The sequence below is a fragment of the Trabulsiella guamensis ATCC 49490 genome (assembly GCF_000734965.1).
Classification (GTDB): Bacteria; Pseudomonadota; Gammaproteobacteria; order Enterobacterales; family Enterobacteriaceae; genus Trabulsiella; species Trabulsiella guamensis.
Genome location: NZ_JMTB01000089.1, coordinates 1 through 23,944 on the forward strand (window position 1 = coordinate 1; position 23,944 = coordinate 23,944).

Sequence of the window (23,944 nt, forward strand, 5' to 3'; positions counted from 1 at the left end):
TTTCATCGTGGCGGTGATTGGTGCACTGGTTGTGCTGTTTGTTTACCGGAAGGTCCGAAACTGATAATAGTAAAAGACTGACAGATGATTGGCGTGGTGATGAAATGGTGAATGACACAATTGCAGAAAAACTCGAAGCCAGGGGACTCTGGCGACGGGCTGCTTCCCGATGGCTGGATGTGATGCAAGATTGTGCTACGGATGCCCAGCGGGAATGGACCAGCCAGAGGCGCAAATATTGTTTATCCATGCTCACATCACCACGCCCTGATAATAAGCTGGATATCGGGGCTATTAACCGGGCTGCGACAGCCACGCAGGAAGCGATGGGGATTAGCTATGATAAAGGCATTGAATTCAGGAGTTATCCACACAGGAACAGTAAGTAAATTACACACCAAACTGGTCTGCTGAGCGGATGAGATATTTTTGTTGACATTATACTTTAATTTCCTGATTTTTATATTTTATTTCATTATGATAAGTTTCGCTAAACAGCGCTATCTTGTGTTATCATTGTCAGTGTTGTATATGTCCTCATTTATCCTCGAAATTTGCTCTTTCAGGTATTCATATAATTTGTTGATATCATTCTTATTCTCAAAGATCCTTTCTGGAATTACCAGACATCTGTTATTCCGTGCCTGGATAAAAATAAAGCCTCCTTTCCTGTATATGTTACCAATATAGCTCCAGTATGTTTTTATACTTACGTTTTCTTGTATATACTCAATGTAATATCTGTTGATTTTTAATTTTACAGATGCATTTTTATCTTCTTGTTCCTTTTTATTGTTCTTTTCTGTGATCTTATTAAAAATATAATCATGAGTCCTGAAAAGTATAGCGGATATCCCTATAAGACAAAGTGACAGGATAGAAAATACTCTCGTCCTTTCCATAAATGGAACATCAACGTTTTGGTGTACAGTTAAAGTGATGAGCATGATAAAAATGATTGCAACAGCAATAATGAGTGCTGAAATTGCTGCCTTTCTTATATAAAAGACTGAATCATAAGGTTGTATTGTTTCTTTTTTCTCATGCTCTTTAATAAGTTTGCCGGCTTTTGCTCGTTCCAAAACTGATAAAGAAAAATCAAGTGTAAATCTAGCTTGAGTTACCATACGGTTTTCCATTAATACGTCTACTGTTTATTCCAAACCTTGATCGATTCAGACGCCATTTTACATCTACAAGACGACGACTCCATTCAGATAATTATCATTTCCACGCAATTTCCTGGTCTGCCGGTAATCCCAGTTCAGCTTTAATCGCTTCTTCAGCTTTTGTTTCGCTGCTGAATGTCTGCCAGTACTCGCCGTTCATCATCACTACAATTCTTTCCCCCTGAAACTCAATGGTGACGTTCTGCCCGTCATATTCAAAATCGCGCCAGACCATCGATCCACTTTTCCGTTTGTTACGGCTCGGGAACATCAGATTCAGGGAATGAACCCCGTTGATATCGGTGGTATGTGCGCCCTCTGTGAAGGCCGCGAAGATCCCGTACTTCCTCAATTCTTCCATTATTGTATCAATATCGGATGCCGAGAGGTTGCGCTCCGTTTTGTATTCCAGCATGTAGGCATGTGGATGTGTTTTGCGCTCCTGTTCTACCTGCATTTTGATTTCAGTAATGACAGCAGGAACATCATCCGTATTCAGATCCAGTGCTCTTGCCTGGAGGCATTCTGAAAACTCCTGAGGGATGATGAACCAGACAGGGTAACCTCGTGATAACGGCATGCCCTTACTTCCTTCATCCAGATTCCCGTTCCAGCGAATTCCCGTACACTCTTCATAGGGTGCATTCAGGTCATCCCTGTACAAAAGGCGGGCAACAGAAACGTCCCATTCGCCGCCATCATACAGAACGTCCAGGACTTTTACCTGTCCACGAGGGGACAACACATCTGATGGTTTTACGTACATGTCTAATTACCTCTTTATGATAATGTTTTAATAAAATGCAAATAATAAATATCCAGCTAGAAATCATGATTGTTCATTAATTTGTTTTTGTCAATGAATTTCGTTTGTGGAGATAAGTAACGCTACAGATAACCGGAAGCTGTGGTGTTTAAGGGAAAAAAAAGAAAGCAGCGGCAGCTCCCCTCCAGCCGGGCGGCCAGTAGGGGAACGGTGATTTACGAGAGGCTATTGCAGAGGCAGAACAACATCTGATGCAGATTTATCGCTGAAAATTGTTGATTAACTCAGATCCAAAAAGACAGAAAACACACATTATCCGGAGCGTCTGTTTTCCACAGCGGCACTACAGACAGCAGGTTTCTGCTCAAAAAGATATTCATAGAGCAACAGCATCCTTGACGTATCACCAGGCTCCTCAATATCGACATTAAGACGCTGAATCAGCTCCTGGCGAAAATCCTCAAAAGTCATCCCCCGATACTCAGACATCGCCCTTCCGACCTGGAGTAAAAGGTCATGTTGTTGCTGATAAGTCAGTTGCGGATTGTAAATCTCAGGTAAGGAATGCGCAGTATTCATGATTAACCCCCTTAAACCACCAGTCATGCCTGACACTGTATTATCATAATGTTACTTCTGGTGAAAGCCGAAACCCCAGCCAGTGAGTTGCCGATAATTAAACAAAAAAATGGAGTCCCCGGCCCTGAAAAGGGACGGGGCTCCATCACTAGCTATTACCCAATGATGAAGTGATAAGTTGGTCAATATAATCAGCATACCACTGCATCATTTCACGTCGACCATCCAGATACAACGCATGGTTATAGGTACCACGAATACTGTTTTTGTCCACATGGGCGAGTTGTAGCTCGATCCAAGCTGAGTTAAACCCCTGTTCATGCAGTATGGTACTCATTGTGTGACGAAAACCATGACCTGTGGCCCTGCCTCCATAACCAACACGCCGAATAAGAACATTTAGTGACATGTCACTGATCGGTTTTACCTTTTCTAGTCGCCCAGGGAAAACATACAGATAACCACTTGTCATTGTCCTGAGTTCCGCTAGAATAGCCAAAGCCTGTCGGGACAGAGGAACTACATGCGGACGGCGCATTTTCATTCGCTCTTCCGGTACACTCCAGAGATTGTTTTCAAAATCAAACTCAGACCATTTAGCCTTACGCAATTCACCAGGGCGAGTTCCTGTTAAGATGAGCAACTTCAACGCAAATTTAACCAGGATATTTCCCGTATATGCCTGAAGGGCAGTAAGAAACTCGGGTAACTCTGCAGCTTTCAAATGTGGATAATGCTCTTTTTTGTGCGGCATCATTACACTCGCGAGATCTGGTGCAGGATTAGTTAATGCACGTCCCGTTGCAATAGCATATTTCCAGACTTCACCACAGCGCTGGCGAACCTTACGCATTTTCTCAGTGGCACCTCTTTTCTCTATGCGGGACAACACCCCCATCAACTCCATTGGTGAAATTGAATCAATCGGACGGTGGCCGATATATGGAAAAACGTCTTTTTCGAATGTAGCAATCATTTCTGTTCGATAAGACTCCGCCCAAAGGTCATAACGCCGCTGATACCATTCTCGCGCGATGAATTCAAACGTGTTTCCTTGTTTATCCTGCTGCGCCAGTTTCTTCTCTTTACGACTGTCACTAGGATTAATGCCAGCGGCTAATAAATCTTGAGCTTCATCCCGTTTGCTACGGGCTTCAGACAAAGAAACCTTAGGATAAGTCCCCAAAGAGAGCATCTTAGCCTTCCCTTCATAACGATAACGAAATCGCCATCCTTTAGAACCATTGGGTTCGATCTGGAGTGATAACCCATTACCATCAGCTTTGGTATAAGTTTTCTCCGCAGGCTTCGCGCGGCGTATCTCAAGGTCTGTGAGAGGCATATGTATAGTTTTCTCCTCTGAAATAGTCCTGTGTGTATAGTTTCAGAGTGTATAGGAGATGCTATACACATTTCTATACAACAATGAGTGTTGATTTGGGGTAATCCAGGTTGAATTCGGTTGACAGAAAAATCGACAAAAGCACATTAAAATCAATGTGTAGTTGAGTTCTATGGAATTCTGGAGAGTTGAAAATGGAGCGGGCGAAGGGAATCGAACCCTCGTATAGAGCTTGGGAAGCTCTCGTTCTACCATTGAACTACGCCCGCGGAGAGGTGCGTGAAACATTATAAACGTTACGTCCTGCCTGACAAGACTCGCCCACGCTAACTGGTGAGAAAATAATCTTTTAGCACTTAGGCTTACTGCCCTGCGGTGGCAAATAACGCAGCGGATCGATGGCTGTTGCGCGATAGCGGATCTGGAAGTGCAACCGCACGCCATCAGCATCGCTGTTGCCCATGGTCGCGATCTGCTGCCCAATCTTCACGCTCTGGCCGTTGTTCACCATCAGTTTGTCATTATGCGCATAGGCAGTAATGTAATCTTCGCTGTGCTTGATCATCACCAGGTTGCCGTAGCCGCGCAGCTGGTTGCCAACGTAGACCACCTTACCTGCTCCCGCTGCATACACTGGCTGACCGCGCTGGCCTGCGATATCAATGCCTTTGTTACCACCATCTTTTGTTGAATACGGCAGCACGACTTTTCCGCTGGCAGGCCAGCGCCAGCAGCGTTGCCCGACCGGAGGCCATGAGGATGTCGGCACGGCGGAAGACGGCGTGACTTTCGCAGTTCGGGTGGATTTACTGCTCGTTTTCTTTGAAGAGCCTGACGCGCCATTCACCTTCAGCCGCTGCCCCACTTCGATGGTATAGGGTGGTGAGATGCCGTTAAGCCGCGCCAGATCCTTCACGCTGGTACCGGTGAGACGTGAAATACGGTACAGCGTATCACCGCGCTTCACGGTATACGTCGCGCCGCTGTAGCTACCGTCAGAGCCCGATTTACTGCCAGAACAGCCAGCCAGCAGCAACCCGGCCAGCAGGCAAAGCATCAGACAAAACGGGGAGCGATTCAGGCGTCCTGCACGCAAAGCAAATCCTCAAACGGCGACAATCGGATGGCCTATGATAGCAGCCTGAAGCAGGATGCCAATGCCTGGTAAGGCTTAAAATCGCCTGAAACCGAGGATCGACAGGCAAAAAAAAGCCCCTTCGCTCTCACGAGCCAGGGGCTTTTCACCGTCAGACGATTATTTCTGCGGGCGCAGGGCCGGGAACAGAATCACGTCACGAATGGTGTGGCTGTTAGTGAACAGCATGATCATACGGTCGATACCGATACCCAGACCGGCAGTCGGCGGCAAACCGTGTTCCAGCGCGGTGACGTAGTCTTCGTCGTAGAACATGGCTTCGTCGTCGCCAGCGTCTTTCGCGGCAACCTGATCTTTAAAGCGTTGCGCCTGATCCTGCGCATCGTTCAGCTCGCTGAAGCCGTTACCAATTTCACGGCCGCCGATGAAGAATTCAAAGCGGTCAGTGATTTCCGGGTTAGTGTCATTACGACGCGCCAGCGGAGACACTTCAGCCGGGTATTCGGTGATGAAGGTCGGCTGAATCAGGTGCGCTTCTGCCACTTCGTCGAAGATTTCAGTGACGATACGGCCCAGACCCCAGCTCTTCTCAACGTGAATGCCGACAGATTCTGCGATGGCTTTCGCAGAATCGAAATTATCGAGATCCGCCATGTTGGTTTCCGGACGGTATTTCTTGATAGCTTCACGCATGGTCAGTTTGATGAACGGCTTGCCGAAGTCGAACGTATGTTCGCCGTAAGGCACTTCCGTTTTACCCAGTACGGTTTCGGCCAGCGTACGGAACAGGGATTCGGTCAGCTCGATCAGATCTTTGTAATCCGCGTAAGCCATGTAGAGTTCCATCATGGTGAACTCAGGGTTATGGCGAACGGAGATACCTTCGTTACGGAAGTTACGGTTGATTTCGAAAACGCGTTCAAAACCACCAACAACCAGACGTTTCAGGTACAGTTCCGGCGCGATACGCAGGTACATGTCCATATCCAGGGCGTTGTGGTGCGTGATGAACGGACGTGCAGACGCACCTCCCGGGATCACCTGCAGCATCGGGGTTTCGACTTCCATGAAGCCGCGCTCAACCATGAATTTGCGCATGCCAGCCAGGATTTGAGAACGCACTTTAAAGGTGTGACGGGATTCCTCATTCGCGATGAGATCCAGGTAACGCTGACGATAACGGGCTTCCTGATCCTGCAGGCCGTGGAATTTGTCCGGCAGCGGGCGCAGTGCTTTGGTTAGCAAACGCAGTTCTGTACAGTGAATAGAAAGCTCACCAGTCTGTGTTTTGAACAGCTTACCGCGGGCACCAATGATGTCTCCGAGATCCCATTTTTTGAACTGCTCGTTATAAATGCCTTCCGGCAGATCGTCACGTGACACATACAGCTGAATACGGCCACCGACATCCTGCAGCGTGACGAAGGAGGCTTTACCCATGATTCGACGGGTCATCATACGGCCAGCAACAGAGACTTCAACGTTCAGGGAGGCGAGTTCTTCGTTTTCCTTGCCATCGAATTCAGAGTGCAATTGGTCAGAGGTGTGATCACGACGGAAATCATTCGGGAAAGCGACAGCCTGCTCTGCACGCAGCGCAGCCAGCTTTTCACGGCGGGATTTCAGTTCATTATTAAGGTCAATTGCCTCGTCGGCACCTTGTGCTTGTTGTTCAGACATTTTGGTTCCTCATAACCCTGCTTTCAAACTTGCTTCGATAAATTGATCCAGGCTGCCATCCAGCACGGCCTGGGTATTGCGGGTCTCTACACCAGTACGCAAATCTTTAATGCGCGAGTCGTCCAGGACGTAAGAGCGGATTTGGCTCCCCCAGCCGATGTCAGATTTCGTGTCTTCCATCGCCTGTTTCTCGGCGTTTTTCTTTTGCATTTCCAGCTCATAAAGCTTCGCTTTCATCTGCTTCATGGCCTGGTCTTTGTTCTTGTGCTGTGAGCGGTCATTCTGACACTGCGTTACCAGCCCGGTCGGAATATGGGTAATACGTACCGCGGATTCCGTCCGGTTAACGTGCTGTCCGCCCGCGCCAGATGCGCGATAGACGTCGATACGCAGATCAGCCGGGTTGATATCGATGTCGATATCGTCATCCACTTCCGGGTAGACGAAGGCGGAGCTGAACGACGTATGGCGGCGGCCGCCGGAGTCAAACGGGCTCTTACGTACCAGACGGTGAACACCGGTTTCGGTGCGCAGCCAGCCGTAGGCATAATCACCCGAGATTTTGATGGTGGCGGATTTCAGGCCCGCGACTTCACCTTCTGACTCTTCAATAATTTCGGTTTTGAATCCGCGCGCTTCGGCCCAACGCAGGTACATACGCAGCAGCATGCTCGCCCAGTCCTGCGCTTCCGTACCACCGGAACCGGCCTGAATATCGAGATAGCAGTCTGCGCTGTCGTATTCACCAGAGAACATGCGACGGAATTCTAACTGAGCCAGCTTCTCTTCCAGTTGATCAAGCTCAGCTACCGCTTCATTGAAGGTTTCTTCGTCATCGGCCTCAACGGCCAGTTCCAGCAAACCGGAAACATCTTCCAGCCCCTGGGACATGAGATCCAGCGTTTCAACGATGGCTTCGAGGGAGGAACGTTCTTTACCCAGCGCCTGCGCGCGTTCTGGTTCGTTCCAGACATCCGGCTGTTCCAGCTCGGCGTTTACTTCTTCGAGACGCTCTTTCTTGGCATCGTAGTCAAAGATACCCCCTAAGAACGTCGGAACGTTCAGTGAGATCCTGAATGCGGTTTTTTACCGGATTAATTTCAAACATGGTCTGTTTTCTTTAATGGACTTGTAAAATGCGGCGATAAAGTCGGAATTTTAACGGATTTCCGCCTTTTTTTATAGCGAATATCACGGTTATCCGGGCCAGATATTGTCAATGATGAGCTGTACGCTCCGGTTGCCACGAAACTCATTGATATCCAGCTTATACGCCAGTTCCACTTCCCGCACGCCGTTATCGGGCCAACAGGTGGTGTCAATATTGAAGGCAATGCCGTCCAGCAGTGGCCCGCCGCCGACAGGTTCTACCATCACCTTCAGGTGACGCTCACCCACAATGCGTTGCTGCAACAGACGAAAACGACCGTCGAACAGCGGCTCTGGAAACATTTGTCCCCAGGGGCCGGCATCGCGCAGCATCTGCGCCACTTCCAGCGTCATTTCCGCCGGAGAGAGCGGGCCATCAGAGACCACTTCGCCCTGCAACAGCGAGGGGTCGAGCCATTCGGTCACCAGCTCGCCAAAGCGCCGCTGGAACTCGTCGAAACGCGCCTCTTCAAGCGACAGCCCGGCCGCCATGGCATGACCGCCGAATTTAATCATCAGCCCCGGATGCAACGTATCCAGCCGTTCCAGTGCATCGCGCATATGCAACCCCTGAATGGAGCGCCCGGAGCCTTTCAGCGTGCCGTCGCCTGCAGGTGCAAAAGCAATCACCGGGCGGTGAAAACGTTCTTTGATTCGTGACGCCAGAATGCCCACCACGCCCTGATGCCATTCGGGATGGTACATCGCCAGCCCGCCCGGCAGCGTTGCGCGGCTGCGTTCCAGTTTTTCGCACAGGGTCAGCGCTTCTGCCTGCATCCCCTGCTCAATCTCTTTACGCGTCTGGTTAAGCGCATCAAGCTCGTTCGCCAGCACCCGCGCTTCACCGGGGTTATCGCACAGCAACAGCGCCACGCCGACTGACATATCATCCAGCCGCCCCGCTGCATTCAGCCGCGGCCCCAGCGCGAAACCGAGATCACTTGCCGCCAGCTTTTGCGCATCGCGGTTAGCGACTTCCAGTAACGCTTTGATCCCCGGACGACACTTGCCCGCACGAATACGACTCAGCCCTTGCCAGGTAAGAATGCGGTTGTTGGCGTCAAGCGGCACCACATCAGCCACGGTCCCCAGCGCTACCAGATCCAGCAATTCTGCCAGATTCGGTACCGCTATACCCCGCGCCTCAAACCAGCCCTGATCACGTAAATGCGTGCGCAGCGCCAGCATCAGATAAAACGCAACGCCAACCCCCGCCAGTGATTTCGACGGGAAATGGCAGTCGCGCAGATTAGGGTTGATGATCGCCTCAGCGGCAGGAAGTGTGTCACCAGGCAAGTGGTGGTCGGTCACCAGCACCGGGATGCCTAACGCATGCGCGCGTTCCACCCCGGCATGAGAAGATATGCCGTTATCGACAGTGACAATCAGCTGCGCGCCACGCGCATGAGCCTGTTCGACCACTTCCGGGCTGAGGCCGTAGCCATCTTCAAAACGGTTAGGTACCAGATAGGAGACGTTTTCACAACCCAGCGCTCGCATGGCCAGCACGCTCAGCGCCGTACTGGTAGCGCCATCGGCATCGAAATCGCCCACTACCATGATCCGCACCCCTTCACGGAAGGCGTTGTAGAGGATTTCCACCGCTTTTTCCACGCCGCTGAGTTGCTGCCAGGGCAGCATCCCTTTGACGCTACGTTCGAGATCATCGGCGCTTTTCACGCCGCGACTGGCATACAGACGGCGCAGCAACGCCGGGAGATCGTCGGGAAGCTGCACCGTGTCATCGACTTCACGACGACGAAGTTGAATCTGTGGTTTCACGCGAATCAGTTACCGCTGGTCTGTTTCTGGTGTGCATCCAGGAAGGCCTTCATCTCTTTTGGCCCCTGGTAACCCGGTACAACATAGCCATTATTCAGCACAATCGCTGGCGTGCCGTTCACGCCAAACTGCACGCCGAGCGCGTAGTGTTTAGCGATATCAATATCACAACTTGCCGGCTGAACATCTTTGCCACTCATCGCGTCATCAAAAGCTTTGTTGCGATCTTTCGCACACCAGATGGCTTTCATGTCCTGCTCCGCCTGGCTCTGAATCCCCTGACGCGGGAACGCCAGATAACGCACGGTAATACCCAGCGCGTTGTAGTCTTTCATCTCTTCATGCAGCTTGTGGCAGTAGCCGCAGGTAATGTCGGTGAAAACCGTAATGACGTGTTTTTCCTGTGGCGCTTTGTAGATGATCATCTCTTTTTGCAGCGCATCCAGGCGGGTCATTAACAACTGGTTGGTGATGTTGACCGGCTGCGTGCCGCTGACGTCGTACATCGGCCCCTGAATAATGTGCTTGCCGTCTTCAGTCACGTACAGCACGCCGCTGTCGGTCAGCACAGTTTTCATGCCCGCCACTGGCGCGGACTGAATATCCGGGTTCTGAACGCCGAGTTTGGTCAGCGACTGTTTGATGGCGGCGTCGTCCGCATGAGCCACTCCGGACAGTGAGGCAGCCAGCAGGGTGAACATCAGTAAACCTTTTTTCATACCTTTTCCTTTTTATCAGCACTCACGCTCGCGGGTGATGCTGTTGATGAAGTTGCCGCAGGCGTTCGGTGGCGACATGGGTGTAAATCTGCGTCGTTGAAAGATCACTGTGCCCCAGTAACATCTGCACCACGCGGAGATCCGCACCGTGGTTCAGCAGATGTGTCGCGAACGCATGTCGTAACACGTGCGGCGATAGCTTTTCGCTGTCTATGCCCGCCAGTTGGGCATAGTGTTTAATTCGGTGCCAGAAGGTCTGGCGCGTCATCTGTTGCGCGCGCTGGCTTGGAAACAGAACGTCAATAGAGACGCCGTTCAGCAGCCAGGGGCGACCATATTCAAGGTAATTCTCCAGCCAGTAAATGGCCTCTTCGCCCAGTGGCACCAGCCGCTCTTTGTTACCTTTACCAATGACGCGGACTACGCCCTGCCGCAGGCTAATGTCGCTCATTGTCAGGCTTACCAACTCAGTCACACGAAGGCCGGTGGCATAAAGCACTTCCAGCATGGCTTTATCGCGTAACTCCAGCGGCTGGTCAACCAGCGGCGCCTGCAAAAGCCGGTCAACCTGCGCCTCGCTGAGGTCTTTCGGCAACCGCTGCGGCAACTTTGGCGACGCCAGACGTGCACTCGGATCATCAGCGCGTATTTTTTCACGGTACAGATGCTGGAAAAGCCGTCGCATGGCGCTCAACAGCCGTGCGGAGCTGGTCGCTTTATAACCACCCGCCTGCCGCTCCGCCAGCAATGCCTGGAGGTCGTCGTTCATCACCGTCTCAAGCGTTAACCAGCGATGCTGCAACCATTCCACCAGCATGGACAGATCCCGACGATAGGCGTTGAGCGTATTTTCCGCCAGATTTTTCTCAAGCCATAACGCATCAAGAAACTGTTCGATAAGTGCGAGATCCTTTTCCACATCGGCCCCTCTGAGTTTGCAACCCGTGCCATTATGCCTGAACACTCTGCATTTCTGTTACACTAGCGCGAAGTCATAGCAAGAAATGAGATGTTCAGGCGATGAAGATTGGTCTTTTCTACGGTTCCAGCACCTGCTACACCGAAATGGCAGCGGAGAAAATTCGCGACATTATCGGCAACGAACTGGTCACACTGCATAATGTGAAGGATGACTCACCGGTGCTCATGGAGCAGTATGATGTGCTCATCCTCGGCATTCCCACCTGGGATTTCGGTGAAATTCAGGAAGACTGGGAGGCCGTCTGGGACCAGCTTGATACGCTAAACCTGCAGGGTAAAATCGTTGCGCTGTATGGCATGGGCGATCAACTGGGTTATGGCGAATGGTTCCTTGACGCGCTCGGCATGCTGCACGACAAGCTGGCGATGAAAGGCGTGACGTTCATTGGTTACTGGCCGACAGAAGGTTACGAATTCACCAGCCCGAAACCGATCATTGCTGACGGGCAGTTGTTTGTCGGCCTCGCGCTGGATGAAACCAACCAGTATGACCTGAGCGACGAACGCATTCAGAGCTGGTGTGAGCAAATTCTCGGCGAAATGGCTGAACAATTCGCCTGACACAACATTCTATTCCTGCGCCGGCCTTTGCAGAATAACCCGGCGCAAATCGCGCCATTCCCTGCTGTCCATGCTGTCTGCCGCCAGCCATAAATGCTGGCTGCGACGTTGCCCCGCGCGCCGCAAACGCAGCAACATACCAACGCTCAGCATCCACGGTGTGCCGAGAATTTCCCACTCCTCGTTTTGCCAGCGAAGCCGGCCATCCATCAGCAGCTTGATTTCACCCTGCCGGGCGTTAATTCGCCGCTGGCTGCGTACGCTGTCGAACACCACCAGCGACAGCAACAACAGCCACAACGGGGTGTAACTGAGTGGCCAGGGCATCAGCAATACTGCCGCCGCCACAACACCATGCAGCAGCAGAGAGATCCATTGCGAGCGCCATGAGACGCGAAGATCAGATTGCCACAGGACCACGTTCCCGATTCCGTGTCTGAATTAAGAGCACCATGCGCTGTAACTCGGCATCGTCGGGTTTTCCGTGATTCATCAGCCAGTTAAACAGATCCGGGTCGTCGCACTCCAGCAGACGAATAAAAAGGCGCTTGTCGTCGTCAGTCAACGTGTCGTACTCATGCTCAAAAAAAGGCATGATAGAGATATCAAGTTCACGCATACCACGACGGCATGCCCAATGGATGCGAGATTTATTATTAATGTCCATGTTGTCCTTCCTGCATAACAATACAGAATAGTTTAACGCGTTTTCCGCCCTTACTTTACAGTAATATTAAACTGTGCGGCGCTGATTCAGCAAAAAACCCTTTGATGTGCAAGGTTTTCAGTTTTTTCCGTAGCGGTACGCAGAATCGTAAAACGGCACAAATGGCCTGTTGAAAGCGCTTGCATTAGGCACTGTCTCTTTTACCATTAGTCATTATGCAAGCGTTAAGCAATTCAGGACATTATTATGGCTTTTACTCCGTTTCCTCCGCGCCAGCCCTCCGCCTCCGCGCGTCTGCCGCTGACGCTGATTACCCTTGATGACTGGGCGCTGGCGACGATAACCGGCGCAGACAGTCAGAAATACCTGCAGGGTCAGGTCACCGCTGATGTCGATCACATGACGGAAAACCAGCATCTACTGGCCGCGCACTGTGACGGAAAAGGGAAAATGTGGAGCAATCTGCGCCTGTTCCGTTCCGGTGAAGGTTTCATGTGGATTGAGCGCCGTAGCCTGCGTGACGCCCAACTCACTGAGCTGAAGAAATATGCTGTGTTCTCTAAGGTCGTGATTGCCCCCGACGATGAGCATGTGCTGTTAGGTGTGGCAGGGTTTCAGGCCCGTGCAGCACTGACAAACCTGTTCTCCACGCTGCCGGACGCCGATAACCAGGTCACCCGGGATGACGACACCACCATTTTGTGGTTCGGACAACCTGCCGAACGTTTCCTGCTGGTCACCGATGCCGCCACGGCACAGCGCGTAACAGACGCCCTGCGCGGTGAAGCGCAACTCAACAACAGCCCGCAATGGCTGGCACTGGATATCGAAGCCGGGCTACCAGTTATCGACAGCGCCAACAGCGGCCAGTTTATCCCACAGGCGACGAACCTGCAGGCGCTGGGCGGCATCAGCTTTAAAAAAGGGTGTTATACTGGCCAGGAGATGGTCGCTCGTGCGAAATTCCGCGGCGCTAACAAGCGCGCGATGTGGTATCTGGCAGGCACCGCCAGCCGCGTACCGGAAGCGGGAGAAGACCTTGAACTGAAGATGGGTGAAAACTGGCGCCGCACCGGTACCGTGCTCGCCGCTGTTCAGCTGGACGAAGGACGTTTACTGACGCAGGTGGTGATGAACAACGACATGGAGCCGGACAGCGTGTTCCGCGTTCGCGACGATGCCAATACATTAAGCATCGAGCCACTGCCTTATTCACTCGAAGAATAAATCTCTTCACCCGTCCAGGCCCGGTAAGCACAGCGCTACCGGGCAATTACGACGACACCTGCCCCACATACAAATAAATCGCCAGGAAATGGCAGACACTGCCGCCAAGCACAAATCCGTGCCAGATAGCATGATTGTAGGGGATGCGTTTACTGACGTAAAAAATCACCCCCAGCGAATAGACTACCCCGCCGACCGCCAGTAGCGTCACGCCACCAACCGCCAGCTTAATTGCCAGCTGATAAACCACGATCAGCGACAACCATCCCATCGTCAGATAGGTGATTAACGACAGCACTTTAAAGCGGTGGGCGATCGTCAGCTTGAAGAGGATACCCAACAGCGCCAGGCTCCAGATAACAATCATCAGACCACGCGCCAGCGGCGAGTCGAGACCCACCAGCAAAAATGGCGTATAAGTACCGGCAATCAGCAAATAGATAGCGCAGTGGTCGAATTTTTTCAGCCAGATTTTTGCCCGCTGATGCGGAATAGCGTGATAAAGCGTCGAGGCGAGAAACAGCAGGATCATGCTGCCACCGTAGAGGCTATAGCTGGTTATCGCCATCGCGCTGGCTTTCGCATCTACCGCCTGTATCAGCAGCAATACCAGACCGACAATGCCAAACACCAGCCCGATGCCGTGGCTGATGCTGTTGGCAATTTCCTCTGCCAGTGAGTAACCCTGTGTGATTAATGGTTTGCGAACCATGATGAGCTCCGGGAAAACGAATCTACTTTTAACGCTTACATAGCGTAACTGAGAATGATTCCAGTGAACACCTGTTAGCTAAAATAAAACCGTTATCTTTTGTAACCATCATAAAATCATAAAGTTACATCCAAATTTCAACGCACACACGTTCCTTCTTTCTTAAAGCATTTGATTTCAATGACATAAAAAAAGCCGGGTAACCTTTACGATTACCCGGCTCACAGTCAGTACGTCGTAATTACTGGTATTCGCTCATTGGTACGCAGGAGCAGAACAGGTTGCGGTCACCGTAAACATCGTCCAGACGTTTTACCGTCGGCCAGTATTTGTTGGCGAAACCTGCCGGGAACACCGCCTGCTCGCGGGTGTAACTGTGATCCCATTCGGCCACCAGTTCGTTCTGAATGTGTGGCGCGTTGACCAGCGGGTTATCCTCCAGCGTCCACTCGCCCTGTTTCACGCGATCGATTTCGCTGCGAATGGCCAGCATCGCGTCGATAAAACGGTCCAGTTCGACTTTGCTTTCTGATTCCGTCGGCTCCACCATCAGCGTTCCCGCGACCGGGAAAGACATGGTCGGCGCATGGAAACCGTAGTCGATCAAACGCTTGGCGATATCCAGCTCACTAATGCCGGTCTCTTCTTTCAGCGGACGAATATCAAGGATGCACTCGTGCGCCACGCGACCATCGCGACCGGTGTACAGCACCGGGAAGGCGTCTTTCAGGCGGCTGGCGATGTAGTTGGCGTTGAGGATCGCCATCTGGCTCGCCTGCTTCAGCCCTTCCGCACCCATCATGCGGATGTACATCCAGCTGATCGGCAGAATCGAGGCGCTGCCGAACGGTGCGGCAGAAACCGCGCCCTGACGGGTCAGCATGCCTTCAATCTGCACCACACTGTGGCCCGGAACGAACGGCGCAAGGTGCGATTTCACACCGATTGGTCCCATACCCGGACCGCCACCGCCGTGCGGAATGCAGAAGGTTTTGTGCAGGTTCAGGTGCGAGACGTCAGCGCCGATGAAGCCTGGCGAAGTAATCCCCACCTGCGCGTTCATGTTTGCGCCATCGAGGTACACCTGACCGCCGAACTGATGCACGATTTCGCACACTTCACGGATGGTCTCTTCGTACACCCCATGAGTGGACGGATAGGTCACCATAATACAGGAGAGATTTTCACCGGCCTGCTCCGCTTTCGCGCGCAGATCCGCGAGATCGATGTTGCCGTTTTTATCGCAGGCCACGACCACCACCTGCATGCCTGCCATCTGTGCGGAAGCCGGGTTAGTCCCGTGCGCTGAGCTTGGGATCAGGCAGATGTCACGATGCCCCTCGTTACGGCTTTCGTGATAATGGCGAATCGCCAGCAAACCTGCGTATTCGCCCTGTGCGCCGGAGTTCGGCTGCATGCAGATGGCGTCATACCCCGTCAGTTTTACCAGCCAGTCAGACAACTGGCTAATCATCTGCTGGTAGCCTTCCGCCTGCTCCGTTGGACAGAACGGGTGCAGTTCGGCAAATTCCGGCCAGGTGATTGGCAGCATCTCAGCGGCGGCGTTGAGCTTCATGGTGCAGGAGCCGAGCGGGATCATCGCCTGGTTCAGCGCCAGATCTTTACGTTCCAGCGAATGCATGTAGCGCATCATCTCGGTTTCGCTGTGATAGCGGTTAAACACCGGATGCGTCAGGATCGCATCGTTGCGCAGCATCGCTTCCGGAATCGAGCGGCTGTCGTGCGCCACGTCTTTATCCAGCGCGTCGATATCCAGACCGTGGTTATCACCAAGGATCACGCTGAAAAGTTTCACAACGTCTTCGCGAGTAGTGGTTTCGTCGAGCGTGATGCCTACCGCGCCGATGATGTCGCTGCGCAGGTTGATTTCAGCGGCTTCCGCACGGGCCAGCACTGTCGCTTTGTCGGTCACTTCCACACACAGGGTGTCAAAGAAATGGGCAAAACGCAGTTTCTGACCTTTCTGTTGCAGGCCTGCGGCCAGAATATCAGCCAGGCGATGAATACGCCCCGCAATACGCTTCAGTCCTGCCGGACCATGGAACACGGCGTACAAACTGGCAATGTTCGCCAGCAGTACCTGAGAGGTACAAATATTGGAGTTCGCTTTCTCGCGGCGGATGTGCTGTTCGCGAGTCTGCATCGCCATACGCAGCGCGGTATTGCCGGCAGCATCTTTCGATACGCCGATAATACGGCCTGGCATAGAGCGTTTGAATTCATCTTTAGCGGCAAAGAAAGCCGCGTGCGGGCCACCGTAGCCCATCGGCACACCGAAACGCTGGGCGGAGCCGAATACGATATCCGCGCCCTGTTTCCCCGGCGCGGTCAGCAGCACCAGCGTCATCAGGTCAGCAGCAACGCTGACCACCACTTTACGGGATTTTAGCTCGGCAATCAGTGCGCTGTAGTCGTGGATTTCGCCGGTCGTACCGACCTGCTGCAGCAGCACGCCAAACACGTCCTGGTGATCCAGCACTTTGTCGGCATCATCAACAATCACGTCAAAACCGAAGGTTTCCGCACGAGTACGTACCACATCCAGCGTCTGCGGGTGCACGTCAGCGGCAACGAAGAAACGGTTGGCATTTTTCAGTTTACTGACGCGTTTGGCCATCGCCATGGCCTCTGCTGCGGCGGTGGCTTCATCGAGCAGCGAGGCGGAAGCGATATCCAGCCCGGTCAGATCCAGCGTGACCTGCTGGAAGTTGAGCAGCGCTTCCAGGCGGCCCTGCGACACTTCCGGCTGATACGGGGTGTAGGCGGTATACCAGCCCGGATTCTCCAGCATATTACGCAGGATCACTGGCGGCAGTTGTACCGCGGTATAACCCATGCCGATGTAAGACTTAAAGCGCTTGTTGCGACCGGCGATGGCTTTCAGTTCTGCCAGCGCCGCGAATTCGGTTGTCGACTCACCCACCTGTGGCGGCGTGGCGAGCTGGATGTCCTTTGGCACGATCTGGCTGATGAGATCGTTTAACGAGTCGGCGCCAACGGTTTTTAGCATTTCCTGCTGTTGCTGAGGATCCGGGCCAATGTGACGTTCAATAAATGCGCCGCGGTTTTCAAGCTGGCCTAAAGTCTGTGTCATGAGCGATGGTCCTGAAACGTGCAGTGAATCGTAATTGTCTGTAACAGAATTGCCCGGTGGCGCTAACGCTTACCGGGCCTGTATTCATGGAAATGTCGTTACTCGTCTTCCAGTAAAGCTTCGTACGCGGTGGCGTCCAGCAGATCGGCGATCTGTGATTCGTCGCTGGCTTTGATTTTGAAAATCCAGCCTGCGGTATACGGTTCGCTGTTCACCAGTTCCGGGGCGTCGTTAAGTTCTTCGTTAACGGCAATGATTTCACCGCTGATCGGCGCATAAATGTCAGATGCCGCTTTGACCGATTCGGCCACGGCGCAGTCATCGCCCGCGTCAACCGTCTTGCCGACGTCCGGCAGATCGACAAATACCATATCGCCCAGCAGCTCCTGCGCATGCTCGGTGATACCAACGGTGTAGGTGCCATCCGCTTCTTTACGCAGCCATTCGTGTTCTTTGCTGTATTTCAGTTCTGCAGGTACATTGCTCATTCACATTTCTCCAGAAAAATAAGGGATTACACAACAGCTTTACCATTGCGTACAAAAACAGGTTTCGTCACTTTGACCGGCATTTCGCGGTTACGAATTTGCACCACGGCGGTGTCACCAATACCTTGCGGCACGCGTGCCAGCGCAATACTGTAGCCCAGCGTCGGTGAGAAAGTGCCACTGGTGATCACGCCTTCTTGCTGATTACCCTGGGCGTCGGTAAAGCGAACCGGCAGTTCGCCGCGCAGAACGCCTTTCTCAGTCATCACCAGACCGACCAGTTGTTCAGTGCCTTTTTCGCGCTGTGCCTCCAGCGCTTCACGGCCAATGAAGTCGCGATCAGCCGGTTCCCAGGCAATGGTCCAGCCCATGTTGGCCGCCAGCGGAGAGATGCCTTCGTCCATCTCCTGACCGTACAGATTCATCCCGGCTTCCAGACGCAGCGTGTCGCGTGCGCCAAGGCCGCACGGTTTCACACCCGCTTCCACCAGCGCGCGCCAGAAATCCGCCGCTTTCTCGTTCGGCATGGCAATTTCATAGCCCGCTTCACCGGTGTAGCCGGTGGTGGCAATAAACAGATCACCTGCCTGCACGCCAAAGAACGGCTTCATGCCCTCAACGGCTTTACGTTGTTCATTGTTAAACAGACTGGCGGCTTTCGCTTTCGCATTCGGCCCCTGCACGGCGATTAGCGACAGATCATCACGCACGGTGATATCGATAGCGTAAGGTTCAGCATGCTGGGTGATCCAGGCGAGGTCTTTTTCGCGGGTCGCAGAGTTAACGACAAGGCGGAAAAAATCTTCTGTGAAAAAGTAAACGATCAGGTCATCAATGACGCCAGCGGAAGCATTAAGCATGCCGGTGTAGAGCGCTTTGCCGGGGGTAGTGAGTTTGGCGACGTCGTTAGCCAGCAGGTGGCGCAGAAATTCCCGGGTCCGGCTGCCGTGAAGGTCGACGATAGTCATGTGGGATACATCGAACATACCGGCATCGTTGCGTACGGCGTGGTGCTCGTCAATCTGGGAGCCGTAGTGCAGCGGCATCATCCAGCCATGGAAATCCACCATGCGGGCGCCACACTGCGTGTGTTGATCATACAAAGGCGTCTGTTGAACCATCTTTTCCTCGTTGAATAAGCAAGGTCAGCCTGTTTTTACGGTGTATTTTTCACCGCAAAACCCGTCGTCGATGCCACTCCCGCGCGTCGACGCAAACGTTCTCTTTCGCCTGAACTTACCACTGAACCCGGTGGTAGACCATAAGGCAAAACGGGTCATCACATTAGCTTATGACCAAAAAGAGCGAAAAACTCTACAGAGTTATCAACTGGAAAAATGCGATTAATGCCACATAAAATTAACATTTAGCCTCTGACTTGAGGATAAGGTGACAGTTTATGCGGAAATGCGTGCCAAATTCACGCAGCGCGAAATTTACCGCATTACAAAAACTAATGCGAAAAAAGGCGTGAAATTAGAATATTTCAAACGAGGGGGAAATGTCCCGGCACAACGGCCGGGAAGAGAAGTGTGACGAAGTTAACGTAACCAGGCAGGGAGATCGTTCAGCCCCATCGCCTGGCGAATCAGTTGTGGTTTGACGCCGGGAAGGGTGTCGGCCAGTTTAAGACCGATGTCACGCAACAGTTTCTTTGCCGGATTCTCACCCGCGAACAGTTCGCGGAAACCCTGCATTCCTGCCAGCATCAGCGCCGCGCTGTGCTTACGGCTGCGCTCATAGCGGCGCAGATAAAAATGCTGCCCCACATCTTTGCCTTCACGATGCAACCGCTTCAGTTCATCAATCAGTTCCGCTGCATCCATAAAACCGAGGTTAACCCCCTGCCCGGCCAGCGGATGGATGGTGTGCGCCGCGTCGCCGACCAGTGCCAGACGATGCGCCGCAAACTGGCGGGCGTAACGACCGGTTAGCGGAAATACCCTGCGCTCGCTTTCCAGCTGGCATAAACCCAGACGGTTATCGAAGGCGATCGTCAGTTCCTGATTAAATTCCGCTTCACTCGCCTGCTGCATGCGTTCTGCTTCCTGCGGTGATAGTGACCAGACTATCGAACAGAGATGTGGATCGCGCAGCGGCAGGAACGCCAGAATCCCTTCGCCGTGGAAAATCTGCCGGGCGATGGCCTGATGGGGTTCTGTCGTGCGGATCGTGGCGACCAGAGCATGATGACGGTAATCCCATGATGCCAGCGGAATATCGGCATTGTTTCGCAGCCAGGAGTTCGCGCCGTCTGCGCCCACCACCAGCCTCGCCGTCAGCATGCTGGCGTCTTTCAGGGTAATAAAGGCTTCGTTTTCGCCCCATGCCACCTGCTTCACTTCAGCGGGTGCCAGCAGAGTGACATCGCTGCACTGTTGCGCTTTTTGCCACAGCGCGTAGTGAATGACGTTATTTTCAATGATATGCCCGAGATGGGTGAAGCCCATACTGGCATCATCAAACTCAATACGACCGAAACTGTCTTTGTCCCACACTTCCATGCCATGATACCGGCTGGCGCGCGTCGCCTGGATGGTCGACCACACACCGAGGTGCGAAAGCAACTTTTCGCTGGCGGCGTTAATGGCGGAGACACGCAGCGCAGGCGGCGCATCGGCGGGCAACGGTTGCGGCGCATTCTGCTCCAGCACCGCCACGCGCAGGCCACTGCCCTGTAGACCACAGGCGACCGCCAGCCCGACCATGCCACCGCCGACAATAGCAACATCAACACTTTGCACTTTATGACTCCTTATCTCGCCACCATGCCAAGGGTACGCTGAGCCAGCGCATCACGCGCCGGGGGGAACAATTCCATCGCCATCAGCCCGATATTTCGTCCGACCATCAACGGAACCCAACGGTTGGCAAACACATGCACTAACCCGTCGGTGACGCCAATTGTGGCGGATTTATCATCGCTACGTCGCGCCTGATAACGGCAAAGCAGCGAATAATCGCCCGGATCGACGGACAGCGCGACCATTTCCGCCAGCGTCATGACATCACGCAAGCCAAGGTTGAACCCCTGCCCTGCGATGGGATGCAGTGTCTGTGCGGCGTTTCCGATCAGCGCGAGGCGATGTGAAATGGCGCGATCGGCCGTCGTGAGCGTGAGGGGATAACCGGTGCGCTGCCCGGCGTGGGTGATTCGCCCCAGTCGCCAGCCAAACGCGGCCTGTAATTCATCGCAGAAACGCGCGTCCGACCAGCCCAGCACCTCGTCGCGTTTATCAAGTGAATGGCACCACACCAGCGAACAGCGGCCTTCAGACATCGGCAGCATGGCGAGCGGGCCAGATTCAGTAAAACGCTCAAAAGCCCGGCCGTCATGGGCGAGCGAGGTGTTTACGTTGGCGATCACTGCCAGTTGCCCGTAGGGTTGCTGTTGCCAGTGAATGCCACACTGCTCGCCCAGCGCCGACCGTGAACCATCGGCGGCGACCAGCAGTTTCCCCTGCAGAATTTCGCCGGTATCCAGCGTCACACTCACGCCCGTATCGTTGCGGGTGAACTGTTCAACGCGCGCCGGGCAGTGCAGGGTTACACCGCGTGCTTTGCGCAGCAGGGCAAACAGACGTAGCCCGACGTCATGCAATCCAACCACCTGACCGAGTGCCGGAAGAGAGTAATCCGCCGCATCCAGCGTAACGAACCCTGCGTGCCCGCGATCGCTGACATGTACGGTGTTGATCGCAGTGGCGCAGTCACGCAGCGCCTGCCAGATACCGACGCGATCCAGTTGCTGACAGGTGCCTGCCGCCAGTGCAATCGCGCGGGCATCAAACCCCGGGTGCTGCTGGCTTTCCGGGGTGACGGCTTCCACCAGATGCACCGGCATTTTTCCACCGCTGAGCTGTGAGATAGCCAGCGCCAGCGTGGCGCCGTTCATTCCACCGCCGACAATGATGATGCTCATGATTTTCTCGCCGCCGCCATTAGCGCCTCGATGTCATCGGCTTTTTTGACCACGCTGGCGGTCAGATTCTCATTGCCGTTTTCCGTTATCACGATGTCATCCTCGATACGAATGCCAATACCGCGATACTCCGCCGGGACGTCAGCATCCGGCGCGATATACAGCCCCGGCTCAACGGTCAGCACCATGCCGGGCTCCAGTACCCGCGAACGGTCAGTGCCGTAGACGCCCACGTCGTGAACGTCCAGCCCCAGCCAGTGGCTCAGGCCGTGCATAAAGAATTTGCGGTGTGCGTTTTCGGCGATCAGCGTCTCGACATCGCCTTTAAGAATGCCCAGCTTCACCAGCCCGCGGATCATAATGCGTACCACTTCGCCGGTCACTTCCTGCATGGAAGTCCCAGGGCGGTAGAGCGTCAGCGCCGTCTCCAGCGATTCCAGTACGATGTCGTAGATCGCCCGCTGGGACGGGGGGAATTTACCGTTCACCGGGAACGTACGGGTGATATCGCCTGCGTAACCTTTGTATTCGCAACCGGCATCAATCAGCACAAGATCGCCATCGCGCAGTTCCGATTCGTTTTCGGTATAGTGGAGAATGCAGCCGTTAACGCCGCCGCCAACGATGGTGTTGTAGGACGGGTAACGCGCGCCGTGGCGGGTGAATTCGTGGTGAATCTCGCCTTCCAGCTGATACTCAAACATCCCCGGACGGCATTTTTCCATCGCCCGACGATGGGCCAGGGCGGTGATCTCTCCCGCGCGGCGCATCACGGCAATCTCTTCTTCTGATTTAAACAGACGCATTTCATGCACCAGCGGACGCCAGTCGATGACCGACGCCGGGGCGCTCAGATTCTGACGCGAGCCTTTACGGAGTTTATCAAGCGCGGTGAAGACGATGTCGTCCGCATACGCGTATTCACCCTGGGCGTGGTAAATCGCGTCCAGACCGTTCAACAGTTGATACAGGTGCTGATTGATTTCACTGAAGGCCAGTGCGCGGTCAACGCCAAGTTTCGCCGGAGCCGCCTCCTGGCCCAGACGACGACCAAACCAGATTTCCGCGGTGAGGTCGCGTACGCGGTTGAACAGCACGCTATGGTTGTGGGTATCATCACTTTTAATCAGCACAAGCACCGCTTCCGGCTCGTTGAAACCGGTGAGATACCAGAAGTCGCTGCTCTGACGGTACGGATATTCGCTGTCCGCGCTGCGGGTCGCTTCCGGCGCGGCGAAAATCAGCGCCGCGCTGCCCGGCTGCATTTGCGCTAACAATGCCTGACGGCGGCGTTCAAACTCTTGCTGTGTCATGACGACCTCCTGAGCAATGTTCGTTTAGTGCAGAGTCGGTTTGCGAACTTCCGGCGCGGTCGGTTGCGGATGCGTGAACGTGTCGTGGCATAACAGCGCGGCAACGCGTACATACTCCACAATCTCTTCGAGCGACATCTCCAGCTCTTCCTGGTCTTCATCTTCGTCGTAACCGAGCTGAGCAATGTTGCGCAGATCGTCAATCGCTTCGCCAGTCTCGCCCTTAATCTTATCGAGGCGCGGCTGCGTGACGCCAAGACCCAGCAAAAAATGGTTAACCCATCCGGCCAGCGCATCGGCGCGTTCAAACACCGACACGTCGTCGCCATCAGGCAGATAAAGCTGAAAAAGGAAGCCTTCGTCTTCCAGCGCATCGCTGGTGGCGGAGTGTAAATTACGCAGCGCCTGTGACAGATCATGGCCGAAGGCCAGCCCTTCGTTGGTCAGATCATGGAGAAGCGGCTGCCAGCTGCTGTCCTTGGTTCCGCCACAGAGTATCCCGCTGATGAGACCGTGCATTTCGGCGGGAGTCAGGCCCACTCCCTGTTGGTTCAGTAACTGGTTAACGTCGTTGTAACCAGGCATTTCGTTCTGTATAGACATGCGCATTCATCGTCGTTGGGAGGAATATCATGTTATGCTACCACTTTGGACCCTGGTGATACCAGAAAAGGGC

At 53.6% G+C, this 23,944-nt stretch carries 24 protein-coding genes and 1 tRNA gene; 4 read left to right on the forward strand and 21 right to left on the reverse strand.

From position 1 onward, the window contains the following. The first annotated feature begins 13 nt into the window (after positions 1 to 13). Entirely contained in the window at positions 14 to 64 is a 51-nt protein-coding gene (locus tag GTGU_RS27055) for a hypothetical protein (RefSeq protein ID WP_425427455.1), read from the forward strand. 40 nt (positions 65 to 104) lie between these two features. Then, complete coding sequence (locus GTGU_RS13820) at positions 105 to 389, forward strand: PerC family transcriptional regulator (RefSeq protein WP_038158049.1); 285 nt, start codon at positions 105 to 107, stop codon at positions 387 to 389. A gap of 111 nt (positions 390 to 500) precedes the next feature. On the opposite strand, the gene GTGU_RS13825 is transcribed toward GTGU_RS13820, so the two are convergent. The 11 genes from GTGU_RS13825 to xerD form a co-directional block, all read right to left on the reverse strand. After that, entirely contained in the window at positions 501 to 1,127 is a 627-nt protein-coding gene (locus GTGU_RS13825) for a YcxB family protein (RefSeq protein ID WP_051857357.1), read from the reverse strand. 97 nt (positions 1,128 to 1,224) lie between these two features. Beyond that, a complete protein-coding gene (locus GTGU_RS24015; RefSeq protein WP_051857358.1) occupies positions 1,225 to 1,935 on the reverse strand; it encodes a hypothetical protein in 711 nt (236 codons plus the stop codon). A gap of 312 nt (positions 1,936 to 2,247) precedes the next feature. Next, complete coding sequence (locus tag GTGU_RS13835) at positions 2,248 to 2,514, reverse strand: hypothetical protein (protein WP_038158052.1); 267 nt, start codon at positions 2,512 to 2,514, stop codon at positions 2,248 to 2,250. 148 nt (positions 2,515 to 2,662) lie between these two features. Next, on the reverse strand, positions 2,663 to 3,856 hold the full coding sequence (locus GTGU_RS13840) for a tyrosine-type recombinase/integrase (protein ID WP_038158055.1): 1,194 nt from the start codon (positions 3,854 to 3,856) through the stop codon (positions 2,663 to 2,665). A 195-nt stretch (positions 3,857 to 4,051) separates the two neighbouring features. Beyond that, positions 4,052 to 4,125: transfer RNA gene (locus GTGU_RS13845), tRNA-Gly, on the reverse strand. Between the two features lie 80 nt (positions 4,126 to 4,205). Then, entirely contained in the window at positions 4,206 to 4,952 is a 747-nt protein-coding gene (actS, locus tag GTGU_RS13850; RefSeq protein WP_038158056.1) for an amidase activator ActS, read from the reverse strand. A gap of 159 nt (positions 4,953 to 5,111) precedes the next feature. Continuing rightward, positions 5,112 to 6,632 (reverse strand): lysine--tRNA ligase, encoded by a 1,521-nt coding sequence (gene lysS, locus GTGU_RS13855; protein ID WP_038158059.1) that lies wholly within the window; start codon positions 6,630 to 6,632, stop codon positions 5,112 to 5,114. Positions 6,633 to 6,641: 9 nt separating this feature from the next. Then, positions 6,642 to 7,740, reverse strand: a protein-coding gene (prfB, locus tag GTGU_RS13860) for a peptide chain release factor 2 (RefSeq protein WP_156964170.1) whose coding sequence is annotated in 2 segments (ribosomal slippage) — positions 6,642 to 7,664 and positions 7,666 to 7,740 — 1,098 coding nt in all. Because the reading frame shifts where the segments join, the coding sequence is not laid out codon by codon here. Between the two features lie 89 nt (positions 7,741 to 7,829). Continuing rightward, on the reverse strand, positions 7,830 to 9,563 hold the full coding sequence (gene recJ / locus GTGU_RS13865) for a single-stranded-DNA-specific exonuclease RecJ (RefSeq protein ID WP_038158062.1): 1,734 nt from the start codon (positions 9,561 to 9,563) through the stop codon (positions 7,830 to 7,832). Between the two features lie 5 nt (positions 9,564 to 9,568). Next, positions 9,569 to 10,282, reverse strand: coding sequence for a bifunctional protein-disulfide isomerase/oxidoreductase DsbC (gene dsbC, locus GTGU_RS13870; RefSeq protein ID WP_038158063.1), 714 nt, complete (start codon positions 10,280 to 10,282; stop codon positions 9,569 to 9,571). Positions 10,283 to 10,304: 22 nt separating this feature from the next. Continuing rightward, positions 10,305 to 11,201, reverse strand: coding sequence for a site-specific tyrosine recombinase XerD (xerD, locus tag GTGU_RS13875; RefSeq protein WP_038158065.1), 897 nt, complete (start codon positions 11,199 to 11,201; stop codon positions 10,305 to 10,307). A 101-nt stretch (positions 11,202 to 11,302) separates the two neighbouring features. Between xerD and fldB the strand changes: the two genes are divergently transcribed. Then, entirely contained in the window at positions 11,303 to 11,824 is a 522-nt protein-coding gene (fldB, locus tag GTGU_RS13880; protein ID WP_038158068.1) for a flavodoxin FldB, read from the forward strand. Positions 11,825 to 11,833: 9 nt separating this feature from the next. Here the strand turns inward: fldB and GTGU_RS13885 are convergent, their stop codons facing one another. Together GTGU_RS13885 and sdhE are read right to left on the reverse strand one after the other, a co-directional pair. Continuing rightward, positions 11,834 to 12,244, reverse strand: coding sequence for a protein YgfX (locus GTGU_RS13885; RefSeq protein ID WP_038158073.1), 411 nt, complete (start codon positions 12,242 to 12,244; stop codon positions 11,834 to 11,836). After that, on the reverse strand, positions 12,225 to 12,491 hold the full coding sequence (gene sdhE / locus GTGU_RS13890; RefSeq protein ID WP_038158074.1) for an FAD assembly factor SdhE: 267 nt from the start codon (positions 12,489 to 12,491) through the stop codon (positions 12,225 to 12,227). The genes GTGU_RS13885 and sdhE overlap by 20 nt, the downstream gene beginning before the upstream one ends. A 246-nt stretch (positions 12,492 to 12,737) precedes the next feature. Between sdhE and ygfZ the strand changes: the two genes are divergently transcribed. Further along, positions 12,738 to 13,718: a tRNA-modifying protein YgfZ gene (gene ygfZ, locus GTGU_RS13895; protein ID WP_038158075.1), complete on the forward strand. Its 981-nt coding sequence runs from the start codon at positions 12,738 to 12,740 to the stop codon at positions 13,716 to 13,718. 46 nt (positions 13,719 to 13,764) lie between these two features. Here the strand turns inward: ygfZ and trhA are convergent, their stop codons facing one another. From trhA to GTGU_RS13935, 8 genes are all read right to left on the reverse strand, one after another. After that, a complete protein-coding gene (gene trhA, locus GTGU_RS13900; protein WP_038158076.1) occupies positions 13,765 to 14,430 on the reverse strand; it encodes a PAQR family membrane homeostasis protein TrhA in 666 nt (221 codons plus the stop codon). 241 nt (positions 14,431 to 14,671) lie between these two features. Further along, positions 14,672 to 17,545, reverse strand: coding sequence for an aminomethyl-transferring glycine dehydrogenase (gene gcvP / locus GTGU_RS13905; RefSeq protein ID WP_038158077.1), 2,874 nt, complete (start codon positions 17,543 to 17,545; stop codon positions 14,672 to 14,674). A gap of 98 nt (positions 17,546 to 17,643) precedes the next feature. Continuing rightward, positions 17,644 to 18,033, reverse strand: a complete 390-nt coding sequence (gcvH, locus tag GTGU_RS13910) for a glycine cleavage system protein GcvH (protein ID WP_038158089.1) — start codon at positions 18,031 to 18,033, stop codon at positions 17,644 to 17,646. 26 nt (positions 18,034 to 18,059) lie between these two features. Beyond that, positions 18,060 to 19,154 (reverse strand): glycine cleavage system aminomethyltransferase GcvT, encoded by a 1,095-nt coding sequence (gene gcvT / locus GTGU_RS13915; RefSeq protein WP_038158092.1) that lies wholly within the window; start codon positions 19,152 to 19,154, stop codon positions 18,060 to 18,062. Between the two features lie 420 nt (positions 19,155 to 19,574). Then, positions 19,575 to 20,777: an FAD-dependent 2-octaprenylphenol hydroxylase gene (gene ubiI / locus GTGU_RS13920; protein WP_038158093.1), complete on the reverse strand. Its 1,203-nt coding sequence runs from the start codon at positions 20,775 to 20,777 to the stop codon at positions 19,575 to 19,577. A gap of 11 nt (positions 20,778 to 20,788) precedes the next feature. Continuing rightward, a complete protein-coding gene (gene ubiH, locus GTGU_RS13925) occupies positions 20,789 to 21,955 on the reverse strand; it encodes a 2-octaprenyl-6-methoxyphenyl hydroxylase (protein ID WP_038158097.1) in 1,167 nt (388 codons plus the stop codon). Next, the gene (gene pepP / locus GTGU_RS13930; RefSeq protein WP_038158101.1) at positions 21,952 to 23,268 is read right to left on the reverse strand and encodes a Xaa-Pro aminopeptidase; all 1,317 of its coding nucleotides are present in this window, start codon (positions 23,266 to 23,268) and stop codon (positions 21,952 to 21,954) included. Before pepP ends, ubiH begins: the two co-directional genes overlap by 4 nt. 24 nt (positions 23,269 to 23,292) lie before the next feature. After that, the gene (locus GTGU_RS13935) at positions 23,293 to 23,871 is read right to left on the reverse strand and encodes a YecA/YgfB family protein (RefSeq protein ID WP_156964172.1); all 579 of its coding nucleotides are present in this window, start codon (positions 23,869 to 23,871) and stop codon (positions 23,293 to 23,295) included. Between the last annotated feature and the right edge of the window lie 73 nt (positions 23,872 to 23,944).

What these genes read in the sequence shown, in the direction of transcription:
- fldB (WP_038158068.1), top strand. Translation starts at nt 11,303, where the DNA reads ATGAAGATTGGTCTTTTCTACGGTTCCAGCACCTGCTACACCGAAATG.
- pepP (WP_038158101.1), bottom strand. Translation starts at nt 23,268, where the DNA reads ATGACACAGCAAGAGTTTGAACGCCGCCGTCAGGCATTGTTAGCGCAA.
- gcvH (WP_038158089.1), bottom strand. Translation starts at nt 18,033, where the DNA reads ATGAGCAATGTACCTGCAGAACTGAAATACAGCAAAGAACACGAATGG.
- GTGU_RS13935 (WP_156964172.1), bottom strand. Translation starts at nt 23,871, where the DNA reads ATGTCTATACAGAACGAAATGCCTGGTTACAACGACGTTAACCAGTTA.
- ubiH (WP_038158097.1), bottom strand. Translation starts at nt 21,955, where the DNA reads ATGAGCATCATCATTGTCGGCGGTGGAATGAACGGCGCCACGCTGGCG.
- GTGU_RS13825 (WP_051857357.1), bottom strand. Translation starts at nt 1,127, where the DNA reads ATGGTAACTCAAGCTAGATTTACACTTGATTTTTCTTTATCAGTTTTG.
- lysS (WP_038158059.1), bottom strand. Translation starts at nt 6,632, where the DNA reads ATGTCTGAACAACAAGCACAAGGTGCCGACGAGGCAATTGACCTTAAT.
- GTGU_RS13840 (WP_038158055.1), bottom strand. Translation starts at nt 3,856, where the DNA reads ATGCCTCTCACAGACCTTGAGATACGCCGCGCGAAGCCTGCGGAGAAA.
- ygfZ (WP_038158075.1), top strand. Translation starts at nt 12,738, where the DNA reads ATGGCTTTTACTCCGTTTCCTCCGCGCCAGCCCTCCGCCTCCGCGCGT.
- gcvT (WP_038158092.1), bottom strand. Translation starts at nt 19,154, where the DNA reads ATGGTTCAACAGACGCCTTTGTATGATCAACACACGCAGTGTGGCGCC.
- GTGU_RS13835 (WP_038158052.1), bottom strand. Translation starts at nt 2,514, where the DNA reads ATGAATACTGCGCATTCCTTACCTGAGATTTACAATCCGCAACTGACT.
- trhA (WP_038158076.1), bottom strand. Translation starts at nt 14,430, where the DNA reads ATGGTTCGCAAACCATTAATCACACAGGGTTACTCACTGGCAGAGGAA.
- dsbC (WP_038158063.1), bottom strand. Translation starts at nt 10,282, where the DNA reads ATGAAAAAAGGTTTACTGATGTTCACCCTGCTGGCTGCCTCACTGTCC.
- sdhE (WP_038158074.1), bottom strand. Translation starts at nt 12,491, where the DNA reads ATGGACATTAATAATAAATCTCGCATCCATTGGGCATGCCGTCGTGGT.
- GTGU_RS13820 (WP_038158049.1), top strand. Translation starts at nt 105, where the DNA reads ATGGTGAATGACACAATTGCAGAAAAACTCGAAGCCAGGGGACTCTGG.
- gcvP (WP_038158077.1), bottom strand. Translation starts at nt 17,545, where the DNA reads ATGACACAGACTTTAGGCCAGCTTGAAAACCGCGGCGCATTTATTGAA.
- GTGU_RS24015 (WP_051857358.1), bottom strand. Translation starts at nt 1,935, where the DNA reads ATGTACGTAAAACCATCAGATGTGTTGTCCCCTCGTGGACAGGTAAAA.